Annotated in this window: 10 protein-coding genes; 1 reads left to right on the forward strand and 9 read right to left on the reverse strand. The window is 65.6% G+C overall.

Features of this window, described 5'->3' with window-relative positions; translation table 11 throughout:
- Positions 1 to 26: 26 nt before the first annotated feature.
- Together tcuB and tcuA are read right to left on the reverse strand one after the other, a co-directional pair.
- Complete coding sequence (gene tcuB / locus ACVWYQ_RS15140; RefSeq protein ID WP_404543581.1) at positions 27 to 1,127, reverse strand: tricarballylate utilization 4Fe-4S protein TcuB; 1,101 nt, start codon at positions 1,125 to 1,127, stop codon at positions 27 to 29.
- Positions 1,114 to 2,505, reverse strand: a complete 1,392-nt coding sequence (gene tcuA / locus ACVWYQ_RS15145; RefSeq protein ID WP_404543583.1) for an FAD-dependent tricarballylate dehydrogenase TcuA — start codon at positions 2,503 to 2,505, stop codon at positions 1,114 to 1,116. Before tcuA ends, tcuB begins: the two co-directional genes overlap by 14 nt.
- 140 nt (positions 2,506 to 2,645) lie before the next feature.
- On the opposite strand from tcuA, the gene ACVWYQ_RS15150 reads away from it, so the two are divergent.
- Complete coding sequence (locus tag ACVWYQ_RS15150; RefSeq protein ID WP_404543585.1) at positions 2,646 to 3,323, forward strand: GntR family transcriptional regulator; 678 nt, start codon at positions 2,646 to 2,648, stop codon at positions 3,321 to 3,323.
- A 17-nt stretch (positions 3,324 to 3,340) separates the two neighbouring features.
- Here ACVWYQ_RS15150 and ACVWYQ_RS15155 read toward each other — a convergent pair whose 3' ends face one another.
- From ACVWYQ_RS15155 to mobB, 7 genes are all read right to left on the reverse strand, one after another.
- Positions 3,341 to 4,426, reverse strand: a complete 1,086-nt coding sequence (locus ACVWYQ_RS15155) for a HupE/UreJ family protein (RefSeq protein WP_404543586.1) — start codon at positions 4,424 to 4,426, stop codon at positions 3,341 to 3,343.
- Positions 4,427 to 4,442: 16 nt separating this feature from the next.
- Positions 4,443 to 4,916, reverse strand: coding sequence for a Cys-tRNA(Pro) deacylase (gene ybaK, locus ACVWYQ_RS15160; RefSeq protein ID WP_157285465.1), 474 nt, complete (start codon positions 4,914 to 4,916; stop codon positions 4,443 to 4,445).
- 226 nt (positions 4,917 to 5,142) lie between these two features.
- Positions 5,143 to 7,911, reverse strand: a complete 2,769-nt coding sequence (fdhF, locus tag ACVWYQ_RS15165) for a formate dehydrogenase subunit alpha (RefSeq protein WP_157285464.1) — start codon at positions 7,909 to 7,911, stop codon at positions 5,143 to 5,145.
- Positions 7,908 to 9,614, reverse strand: a complete 1,707-nt coding sequence (locus ACVWYQ_RS15170) for an NADH-ubiquinone oxidoreductase-F iron-sulfur binding region domain-containing protein (protein ID WP_456725792.1) — start codon at positions 9,612 to 9,614, stop codon at positions 7,908 to 7,910. Before ACVWYQ_RS15170 ends, fdhF begins: the two co-directional genes overlap by 4 nt.
- Positions 9,615 to 9,882: 268 nt before the next feature.
- Complete coding sequence (locus tag ACVWYQ_RS15175; RefSeq protein WP_157285462.1) at positions 9,883 to 10,116, reverse strand: sulfurtransferase TusA family protein; 234 nt, start codon at positions 10,114 to 10,116, stop codon at positions 9,883 to 9,885.
- Positions 10,117 to 10,163: 47 nt separating this feature from the next.
- The gene (locus tag ACVWYQ_RS15180; RefSeq protein ID WP_404543589.1) at positions 10,164 to 11,420 is read right to left on the reverse strand and encodes a molybdopterin molybdotransferase MoeA; all 1,257 of its coding nucleotides are present in this window, start codon (positions 11,418 to 11,420) and stop codon (positions 10,164 to 10,166) included.
- 9 nt (positions 11,421 to 11,429) lie between these two features.
- Complete coding sequence (gene mobB / locus ACVWYQ_RS15185) at positions 11,430 to 11,957, reverse strand: molybdopterin-guanine dinucleotide biosynthesis protein B (RefSeq protein ID WP_036011416.1); 528 nt, start codon at positions 11,955 to 11,957, stop codon at positions 11,430 to 11,432.
- Between the last annotated feature and the right edge of the window lies 1 nt (position 11,958).

The following is an 11,958-nucleotide window of genomic DNA, read 5'->3' on the forward strand; positions in this document are numbered from 1 at the left end:
AGGTTGCGAGACGGGCGGCGCGCGGGTCACGCCGCCGTCCGCCGCTCCTGCGCATAGCGCACCAGCGCGGCGAAGCGATAAAGGCCGTGCACGAACTTGCCGTAGGGCATGGTGATGAACAATGCGAACACGGCACCGAGATGCAGCGCGAGCAGCGGCCCCATCGCGCTCGTCTCGCGCAGCACCAACAGCAGCATTCCGGTGAGCCCGGTCAGGAACAGCATGGCGATGAAGCCGACATCCATGCCGTAGCTGACCTCGTCGAGCAGCGCGGGGTCGCGCCGCATCCTGGCGGTGAACAGGCCGATCGGCCCGACGATCAGGCCGATGCCGCCGAGCGTGCCGAGCACCACAGGCAGGTCCCACCACGGATAGGGCGCCTCGCGGCCGAGCAGATAATGATAGAGCGTCGCCACCGAGGTCGCTGCGAAGCACAGCAGGAAGCCGTAGAAGGTCAGGTGGTGATAGAGCTTGCGCCGATCGGTGGGCTTGTCGTCCTCGTTGTAGCAGCCGACGCCGCCGCCATGGAGATAGCGCAGCTCGCCGGCGTCGCGGACCGCCTGAAAGATCGAGCCGCCGTCAGCGCGGCCGCCGATCGGTGTGCCGATGTCGCGCCAGAAGGCACGCACGCTCATGACGAGTGCGAGGATCGCGTAGAGGAATGCGGCGCCAAACAGCGCGACCATCGCGTTGTGCGGCATCAGCTTGTAGAAGGCGCCGGGGCCGGTATGCACGCCGAACAGCACGCTGCGGTCGTTCACGGCCACAAAGCCGAGGATGAAGGCAGCCATGCTGAGCGCGGCGGTGATGCTGATGACGAGGCCGTTGCGCGCAAATGTGCCGGAGAGCGCCCGCGGCCAGGCATAGGCCGCATAGGACTCCGCGCGCGCAACCGCCAGCGTCTTCGGGACGTTGACGTTGAATTCGTGAGGCGGCGAGAACTGGCAGTCGACATAGCAGGCGCCGCAGGAATGGCAGAGATTGGCGAGGTAGTTGAGATCGCCGTCCGAGAAGGCGCGGCGCATCTCCATGGCCGGAAACACCGCGCACAGGCCCTCGCAATAGCGGCAGGAATTGCAGACCGTCATCAGACGGTCGGCTTCGTCCAAAATTCTAGTTCCGTGCATGTTTCGCCGCTTCCCGTCCTGCGATCCGCCCGAAAACGCTGCCGATGGTCATGCCCATGCCGGCCGCATAACCCTTGCCGAGCACATTGCCGGCCATGATCTCGCCGGCCGCGAACATGTTAGCGGACGGCTTGCCGTCCTTCATCAGCATTCGCGCCTCCTTGTTCACGCGCGTGCCGAGATAGGTGAAGGTGATGCCGGGCCGCACCGGATAGGCGAGAAAAGGCGGCGTCTCGATCCGGCGCGCCCAATGCGTTTTGGGCGGCGTAATGCCCTCCGTCACGCAATCATCCAGAATGGTGTGGTCGAAGGTCCCGGGCCGCACCGCGGCGTTGAACTCGGTGATGGTCTTTTCCAGCGCGACCGGATCGAGCGCGAGCTTGCCGGCGAGCTCCGCAATCGTCTGCCCGGCGATAGGCGAAAACAACGTCGGCATGAAGCTGGTCACGACGGTGGAATCGAAGATGATGTAGGCGATCTGGTCGGGCTGCGCCGCGACCAGCCGGCCCCAGATCGCGTAGCGCTTCGGCCAGATGTCCTCGCCCTCGTCGTAGAAGCGCTGGGCGTGCTTGTTGACGACGATGCCGAACACGACGGAGTCGTGCCGCGTGATGATGCCGCCGTCGAATTTCGGCGCGCGGGCATCGATCGCGACCGCATGACATTGGGTGGGATCGCCGACCTCCTGCACGCCCTTGTCGAGCAGCATCTTCAGGATGGAGCCGCGATTATACGGCGTGCCGCGGATCAGGAAGTTGTCGGCGGCCTCGCCCCAATATTGCTTCAGCCATTCGATGTTGGCCTCGAACCCGCCGGCCGCCGCAACCAGCGAGGTAGCACGGACTTCGGTCTCGCCCTCGATCGGCCGCTTCAGGCGCGCGGCGAGGAACTGGCCGTCCTCGATCACGAGATCGGTCACCTCGGCGTCGTATTCGACGGCGACGCCGAGCCGCTCGGCGGTCAGATACAGCGCGTTCAGCATGGCCCGGCCGCCGCCGAGGAAAAAAGAATTGGTGCGGCCGAGGCCGAGCGTGCCGCCCAGCGAAGGCTGCCAACGCACGCCCTGCTCCACGATCCAGTTCAGGATGTCCTTGGATTCGCGGATCATATGGCGCGCCAGCACCTCGTCGGTTTGCCCGCCGGTGACGCGCAGCAGGTCCTCCCAGAACTCCTCCTCGGTATAGGGTCCAGTCAGGATTTCGGTCGCGGCGTCATGGGCGCAGCGCATGTTGCGGGTGTGCCGGGTGTTGCCGCCGCGGTAGAATTTTGGTGCGGCCTCGAGCACCAGCACTGACGCTCCGCCGCGCCGCGCGCTGATCGCCGCGCACAGGGCCGCATTGCCGCCGCCGATCACCAGCACGTCGTATTTGCTGCTCATCCCGTCTGCCCGATGCGGCGAAGTTGGAGACATTTTTCCCGCAATCGGCCTCAATCCGCCATTGCGCACTTTTGTATACAAAGATATACATTGATGGTGCAAGCGGCGTCTCTGCATGGCAGGATGCGCGTCGAGGGATAATGGCCAGGCGTCCGGCAGGCTCAAGTGGAACGATCGCACGCGGCGGCGGCGTTGCGCTCGGCGAAGCCGTGTTCCGCTCGCTGTGCGAGGCGCTCCAGGCCGGCAGCTACCGCGCCGGCGACCGGCTGCGCGAGGAAGAGGTCGCCCGGCGGCTGAAGGTCAGTCGCACGCCGGTGCGGGAAGCGCTGGGCCGGCTCGCCGCGCGCGGCTTCGTCGCGCCTGCCGGCGGCCGCGGGCTGATCGTGCGCAATCTGGACATTTCCGAAGTGCTCGAGCTCTACGCCATGCGCGAGATCATGGAAGGCGCCGCCGCGCGCCTGGCCGCCGCGCACGCTTCTCCGCCGGAGATCGACGCGCTCCGCGATATCGAGCAGGCCTTCGTCGAAGCGAACGATGCCGCCGAAATGGCAAGGCTCAACCGTGGCTTCCACGAGACCATCTGCCGCGCGGCGCGCAACCGCTATCTCGACAACGCCTCGCGGGAATTGCAGGACTGGATCGCCCTGCTCGGCCCGACCACGTTCACGGTCACTGGCCGCCCCAGGACGAGCCATGGCGAGCATCAGGCGATCATTGCAGCCATCGCCGCGCGCGACGGCGACAAGGCCGAGCAGCTCGCTCGCGCGCATATTCGCGAGGCGCTGCGCTGCCGGCTGAAATTGTTGCAGAAGCAATAAGCCGATCGCCGACGCGATCACGCCTCGAACACACGTATCAGGAGCCAATATCCGCCGAGCAGACCGATCCCGCCGGACATGGCGTACACCAGCCCCGCCGCCCGCGCCGGCTCCTCCCGGCCGGCCGCGGTCAGCCTGTCCAACAAGCCGAGCGCCGGCAACATCAGCGCGACGATCGCGATCTGCCCGATCTCGACGCCGACATTGAAGGCAGCCAGCGCTGGAACGATCGCATCCGGCGGCAGGCCGATCTCGCGAAGCACGCCGGCGAAGCCGAAGCCGTGGATCAAGCCGAACAGAAAAGCCACACGCCAGCGCCGGTCGACGTCGCGCGAAAAGAAGTTCTCGACCGCGACGAACACGATCGAAGCCGCAATCGCGGGCTCCACGATGCGGCTCGGGATGACCAGGATGTTCAACGCCGCCAGCGACAACGTCAACGAATGGGCGATGGTGAAGGCGGTGACGATCTTGATGACCGGAACGAGCCTGCGTGCCCACAAGACGACTGCAACCAGAAATGCGATGTGATCGTAGCCGAGGAAGATGTGCTCGATTCCGGTGACGACATAGCGCTGCATCGTCGTCCACAGCGACGGCGGCGCGGTTGAAAGCGTGACCGTCGTGTTGCCGACATCGAGCAAGGCCTGTTTTTCCGACCGGCCCTGGGCAATCAGCACGATCTGACGCGCGGCCGGGTCCTTTTCGGTCAGCACGGTGGAGCGATAGATGATATCGCCGGCGGCGGCGGCGCAGGCAAAGCTATTGCGATAGATGATACCGTCGCCGTCGGCCAGGATCGCGGCATCTCCAGCAACACAGGCCTTGGCACCGCCTGTAACAGCCAGGTGCGTCCTCATATAGGCGAGGATGGCGGATCTGGCCGCTTCCACCGCGGCAGGATCGACCGCATCCCGTCTCGCATCATAGATCTTCCTACCGACCAGACGATCGACATCGCTGCCCTTCAATCCGAGCTCGACGTTCACCGTGCGATCAGGGCTCAGCGCTACCCGCGCCGTGACGAGGTTGACCTCATGCGCCTCTGCCGGAAACGCAAGGCCGAGCAGCACCGCGAGCCACGCCAGAAGCGGCTGCCTCATGATCCTGCTCCATCGCTCATGCCAGCACATCCGCCACGACCGCCTTCAGAACATCCCGCACGCCGGTGGGCTTCATCCGCACCTGCAAGCCGCGCTGGCCACCGTTGAGATAGACGAGATCATGCGCAAGCGCGCTCTGCTCGATCACGGTGCGCACAGGCTTGCGCTGCCCGAACGGGCTGATGCCGCCGACCTTGTAGCCGGTGACGCGCTCGGCCTCGGGCGGCTTCATCATCTGCGCCGACTTGCCGCTCGCCGCCGCCGCCAGCTTCTTCATCGAGACTTCCTGGTCGGACGGCACGACCACGCAGACCGGCTTGCCGTCGACCAGCGCCATCAGCGTCTTCAGGACGCGCGCCGGGTCCTCGCCGAGCGCGGCCGCCGCCTGGAGCCCGATGCTCTCGGCGTCGGGATCATAGTCATAGGTGTGAACGGTGAAGGCAACACCGGCGGCCGCGAGTGCGCGTGTGGCGGGGGTGACTTTGGACATGGACGGTATTTACCACCGTCATTGCGAGGAGCGAAGCAACGAAGCATCGACTGTGTGGGACAACCTAGCACCGCAATAGCTGTCATCGCCCGGCTTGACCGGGCGATCCAGTATTCCGCGACGTCTGCGATTGAACCGAAAGGCCGCGGTGTACTGGATTCCCCGCCGTCGCGGGGAATGACACCCGTTTTGTGGCAAGCCTCGTGCGCGATGACGAGGCATCCCCTTATTCCGCGGCGTCCCGCATCTCGGCGCGCTCGGCCCGCGCTGCGCAGAACTTGAACTCCGGGATCTTGCCGAACGGGTCCAGCGCCGGGTTGGTGAGCAGGTTCGCCGCCGCCTCGGCGTAGCAGAACGGCATGAACACCATGTTCTCCGGCACGTCGCGGTCTGAGCGGACCTTGACCTCGACGGCGCCGCGGCGGGTCTCCAGGCGAATGAAATCGCCGGGCACCAGCTTCTTCTTGCGCATGTCCTTTGGCGACATGAACGCGACCGCCTCGGGCTCGATCTGGTCGAGCACCTGGGCGCGGCGCGTCATCGAGCCGGTGTGCCAGTGCTCCAGCACGCGGCCGGTCGAGAGCACCATCGGATATTCGTCGTCGGGAATCTCGTCCGGCGGGATGACCTTGGCCGGCACGATCTTGCCGCGGCCGCTCGCGGTCGGGAAGCCCGTGGTGAAGATGATCTCGTTGCCGGGCTTGTTCGGATCGTCGACCGGATAGGTCACCGCGCCTTCGCGCACCAGCCGCTCCCAGGTGATGTTCTTCAGCGACGGCATCAGCTCTGCCATCTCGGTGAAGACGTCGCCGGGTCCGGCATAGTTCCACGGCAGGCCCATGCGCTTGCCGATCTCCTGGATGATCCAGAGATCCTGGCGCGCATCGCCGGGCGGCTTGATCACCTGACGCGCCAGCTGCACGCGGCGGTCGGTGTTGGTGAAGGAGCCGTCCTTCTCGGCGAAGGCCGAGGCCGGCAGGATCACGTCGGCGTGGAACGCAGTCTCGGTGACGAAGAGGTCCTGCACCACGAGATGATCGAGCATTGCGAGCGCCTGGCGCGCGTGCTGCAGATCGGGATCGGACATCGCGGGATTCTCGCCCTCGATATACATGCCCGTGATCTCGCCGGCATGGATCGCGTTCATGATTTCGACCACGGTCAGGCCGCGGACGGGATCGAGATCCTGCTGCCAGAGCTTTTCGAAACTGCCGCGCAGATCGTCGCGGCCGACCGGCTGGTAGTCCGGCAGGAACATCGGGATCAGGCCGGCATCGGAAGCGCCCTGCACGTTGTTCTGGCCGCGCAGCGGATGCAGGCCGGTGCCGGGACGGCCGACCTGACCGGTGATCAGCGCGAGCGCAATCAGGCAGCGTGCATTGTCGGTGCCATGGACGTGCTGGCTGATGCCCATACCCCAGAAGATGATCGACGATTTCGCGCGCGCATAGGTGCGCGCCACCTCGCGCAAGGTCTGCGCGGGGATGCCGCAGATCGGCTCCATCTTCTCCGGCGTGAACTCCTTGATCTTCTCCTTGAGGTCCTCAAAACCCTCGGTGTAGCCGGCGATGTACTGGTCGTCGGTCAGGCCTTCGGTGATGATCGTGTTGATCATCGCGTTCAGCATGGCGACGTCGGACCCCGGCTTGAACTGCAGATGCTTGGTCGCATGCCGCGACAGCGACTGCCGGCGCGGATCCATCACGAACAGTTTTGCGCCGTTCTGCTTGACCGCGTTCTTGATGAACGTCGCCGCAACCGGATGGTTCACCGTCGGATTGGCGCCGATCACGATGATGACCTCGGCGTCCATGGCAGCAGAGAACGGTGCCGACACCGCGCCCGAGCTGAGGCCTTCGAACAGCGCCGCCACCGACGAAGCGTGACAAAGACGCGTGCAGTGGTCGACGTTGTTGGAGCCGAAGCCGGTGCGCACCAGCTTCTGGAACAGATAGGCCTCTTCGTTCGAGCCCTTGGCCGAACCGAAGCCGGCCAGCGCTTTCACGCCCTTCTCGTCGCGGATCTTGACGAGGCCCTTGGCGGCGATGTCGAGCGCTTCCTCCCAGCTCGCCTCGCGGAAATGCGTGAACGGATTCGCCGGATCGACCTGGTCGTTGGCGTCCTTCTTCGCGTTCGGCAGCCGCACCAGCGGCTTCGTTAGGCGATGCGGATGGTGGATGTAGTCGAAGCCGAAGCGCCCCTTCACACAGAGGCGATTGTGATTGGCGGGGCCGTCGCGGCCTTCCGCATAGATCACCTTCTCGTCCTTGACCTCATAGGTGACCTGGCAGCCGACGCCGCAGAACGGGCAGAGCGAATCGACCTTCTTGTCGGCATAGGTGACGCGCGTCTGCTTGTCGTCGAGCATCACGGCCGGCATCAAGGCGCCGGTCGGGCAGGCCTGCACGCATTCGCCGCAGGCAACGCAGGTCGACTCGCCCATGGGGTCGTCGAAGTCGAATACGATCTTGGCGCCGGCATTGCGGTAGGCCATGCCGATGACGTCGTTGACCTGGACCTCGCGGCAGGCGCGCACGCAGAGGCCGCACTGGATGCAGGCATCGAGATTGACGCGCATCGCCGGATGGCTGGCATCGGTGGCCCAGCGCTCGGCGGCGGGAAAGCGGCTCTCGGTGACGCCAGTAGTCTCGGCCCAATGCCAGAACTTCGAATCCGGATCGTGGCTGGTCTCGCGCGCCGGCTGGTCGGCGACGAGCAGCTCCATCACCATTTTTTGCGCAGCAGTCGCGCGGGCGCTCTCGGTCTTCACCTTCATGCCGACCGACGGCGTGCGCTTGCAGGATGCGGCGAGCACGCGCTCGCCCTCGATCTCGACCATGCAGGCGCGGCAATTGCCGTCGGGGCGATAGTCCGGCGCCGGCGAATAGCAGAGGTGCGGAATGTCGCGGCCCTGCCGCTTTGCGACCTGCCAGATCGTCTCGCCGGGCTTGGCCTCGACCTGCTTGCCATCGAGTTCGAACGTAATCTTGGTCATTCGGCCGCTTCCTTGAACTCGTCAGGGAAATATTTGATCACGGAAGACAGCGGATTCGATGCCGCCTGTCCGAGCCCGCAGATCGAGGCATCGCGCATCGCCTGGCTCAATTCTTCCAGCAAGGCACGGTTCCAGACCGGCCTTTGCATCAGCAGCGCCGCCTTCTGGGTGCCGACGCGGCACGGCGTGCACTGGCCGCAGCTCTCGTCCTCGAAGAACTTCATCAGGTTCAGTGCGGCCGACCGCACGCTGTCCTTGTGCGACAGGATCACGATCGCAGCCGAGCCGATGAAGCAGCCGTATTTCTCCAGCGTGCCGAAATCGAGCGGGATGTCGTCCATCGCTGCAGGCAAAATGCCGCCAGACGCACCGCCCGGCAGATAGGCGTAGAACTGGTGGCCGTCGGCCATGCCGCCGCAATATTCCTCGATCAGCTCGCGCACGGTGATGCCCGCGGGCGCGAGCTTCATGCCGGGATTCTTGACGCGGCCCGAGACCGAGAAGCTGCGCAGGCCGTGACGCTCGTGGCGGCCATGGCCCTTCCACCAATCGGCACCCTTCTCGACGATGTCGCGCACCCACCACAGCGTCTCGATATTGTTGATCAGCGTCGGCAGGCCGAACAGGCCAACCTGGAACGGGTAAGGCGGCTTGTGCCGGGGCAGGCCGCGCTTGCCCTCGATGCTCTCCAGCAGCGAGGATTCCTCGCCGCAGATGTAAGCGCCGGCGCCGCGCCGCAGATGCAGCGTCGGGCCGCCCGGCGGAAGCTTGGCGATCTCGCGCTGGAGGATCTCGCGCGAGGCCGGATATTCGTCGCGCAGATAGATATAGACGTCGGATGCCTGCACCACGTGGGCGCCGATCAGCATGCCCTCGATGAAGCGATGCGGATCGGTTTCGAGGTAATAGCGGTCCTTGAACGTGCCGGGCTCACCCTCGTCGCCGTTGATCGCCATCAGCCGCGGTCCGGGCTCGCCGAGCACGGCGCGCCATTTGCGCCCGGTGGGGAAGCCGGCGCCGCCAAGGCCGCGCAGCGAAGCGTCGTCGAGCGCTTTCAGGAGATCGTCCTTCGACAATTCGCCGGAGCGCAGACGATTGAGCAGCTTGTAGCCGCCACCGGCAACGTAGGAATCGTACTCGGTATACTTGGGCAGATGCGTATGAGTATCGCCGACCTTTGCCGCCGCCATCACATCGGCGACGGTCGCGTGGTCGACGAAATTGTGCCCGACCTCGGCGGCCGGCGCTGTGTCGCAGCGGCCGACGCAGGGCGCGCGCACGACGCGGATGCCGGGACCTGACGCGCTCTGTAGATCTTCGAGCAGGTTCTCGCCGCCAAGCATCGCGCAGGTGAGCGAATCGCAGACGCGGATCGTCAGCGGGGGTATGTCGGGCTCGCCTTCCTTCACCACGTCGAAATGCGCGTAGAAGGTCGCCGTCTCGAACACCTCGGCGAAGGCGAGCTTCATCTCGTCGGCGAGTGCGGCCAGATGCGCCGCCGAGATCTGGTGATACTTGTCCTGGATCAGGTGCAGATATTCGATCAACAGATCGCGTCGTCGCGGCCTGTCGCCGAGCAACAGCTCGATCTCGTGCGCGGCCGTGGGATCGACCTGCCGCCCCTTGGGAGTCGCCTTGGCGCGTCGGCGTCCCTCACCGGGATGCTCGAAGGAGCGGACCTTGTGCACGTCCTCATGGCTCATCGCTTCGTCTCGATCTCGTCCTTATCAGGACTCCACTTCTATCCCTTGGCATGCCAGATGCCAAGAAAATTATCACGCTGGCGGAAGTGGTTACGCTGCACGGCTCAACGGAGCCCAGCACGGCCCTGCGTTCTTGAGCAAGGCCGAGCCAAGCCCGAATTGGCCGGGAGATCAATAAAGGCGTCTCATGCTGCGATAGCGAAGTCCTATCGACTTCGCTTGAGGCGCGGCGGGAGCGCAAAGGCCGCCGCCGTGAACATTCGCCTTTCTACCGGGCGTCGCTCTTTTCGACCAGGAACACGATGCGCGCCTCGTTGCGCTCGGTGATCTCGACCTTGTCGCCGGTCTCGCGGATCAGATTGGGAATATCGATCACCGAGAGTGGATCGGTGCAGTGAACTTCGAGCTGGTCCCCTGCCTTGAGCGGCTTGAGCGCCTTGCGCGTCTTGAGGGCCGGCAACGGGCATTTCAGCCCGGTGAGATCGAGTGTCGTCCTGGTCATGGCCGCACCATGGCGAGGCGGAGCGGCTGCGTCAACGGCAGGAGGCGTCAGATCAGGCTGGCATAGGGCAGGAAGCCGACGTCCTGCCCCGGCTCGACATTCGTGATGTCCTCGCCGAGTTCGACGAGGCCATCGGTCTCGACCAGCGAGGATAGGAGCCCTGCCCCTTCGCGCGGGAACTTGATCGCCTCGAGCCCGCCGTCCTGCGCGCGCCGCAGCGAGGCGCGCACATATTCACGCCGGCCGGACTTCTTCTTGTAGGTGAACGCCGCGCGCAGCGGGATCGGCAAGAGCGGCTCCGGCAAGGCGCCCGCCAGCGCCAACACCGTCGGGCGCACCACGTGGACGAATGTCACGAAGCTCGCGACGGGATTGCCGGGCAGTCCGATCAGCGGTGTGCCGTCGATGATGCCCATCGCCACGGGACGACCGGGCTTGATCGCCATCCGCCACAGCACCAGCGAGCCGATGCTCTCCACCGCCGCCTTGACGTGATCCTCCTCGCCGGTCGAGACGCCTCCAGTGGTGAGGATCAGGTCATGGTCGCCTGCGACCTGCTTCAGGCCGCACGCCAGCGACGCTCGCTCATCGCGCAGAATGCCGAGATCGCTGACCTCGCAGCCGAGCCGCCGCAGCATCGCCATCAGCATGAAGCGATTGGAATCGAACAATTGCGAGGCGGCGCGCGGCTCGCCGGGCGAGGCGAGCTCGTCGCCGGTCGAGAACACGGCGACACGGATGCGCCTGACGACGTCGAGCTTCGCCAGGCCGAACGCGGCGGCAAGGGCGACATGCTGCGGCCGCAGGCGCTGGCCGGCGCGCAGCGCGACCTGACCTTGGGGAATGTCCTCGCCTGCAGGCCGCACATTTGCGCCGGGCTTCAGCCCCGGCGGCAGCACGATCCTGCCTGAAGCATCGATGCGGACGTCCTCCTGCATGAAGACGGTCTCCGCATCCGGCGGCATCGGCGCGCCGGTGAAGATGCGCGCGGTGTGGCCGGGCTTGATCGGCGCTTGCGCAAGGCCGCCGGCCTGGATGCGGCCGTCAAGCGGGAAGGCCTGCTCTGCGCTTGCCGGAAGGTCGGCGTTGCGCACGGCGTAACCGTCGACGGCGGAGTTGGTGAACGGCGGCAGCGGCAAAGGCGCGGCCACATCGCGCGCGAGCACGCGCCCGTCGGCATCGACCAGCGCCACCGTCTCGAGATCGACGATGGCGTTGACGCGCGTCGTGATGAGGTCGACGGCTTCGTCGACCGACATCATCGGGCCGCCAAAGGCAAAGCAATCGTCCGACAGTTGCGCCATGGTGCCTCGTCAGCGTGTCGCGGCGCTTCTTGCTACCGCTTCCTCGACCGGCATCGCCGCCCGTAGCATCAATGCCGCGGCGCCTTCGATATCGTCGAGATGGACAGTCGGGAGCCTCGTGTCAATCGCGACGTCGGTCGCAATCCCGGCAATTCCGGGATCGTCCGGAAACAGCAGCGGCTTGCCGTTGGCGGCACGATGCACCTCGATCTTGCGGTGCGGCTCGCGCTTGAATCCCTCGACCACGACGAGATCGACCGCAGAGAGCTTGTCGAGCAGCTCCGGCAGCCGCGGCTCCGCCGCCCCGCGCAGCTCATGCATCAGCGCCCAGCGTTTCGACGAGGCCACCAGAACCTCCGCCGCGCCGGCCTCGCGATGGCGCCAGGAATCCTTGCCGGGCACGTCGACGTCGAACTGGTGATGCGCATGCTTGATCACGGAGACGCGCAGGCCCTGCGCGTTGAAATGCGGGATCAGCCGCGTCAACAGCGTGGTCTTGCCCGCACCGCTCCAGCCTGCAAGGCCGATGACTTTCATT

This window comes from Bradyrhizobium sp. USDA 3397 (genome assembly GCF_054060965.1).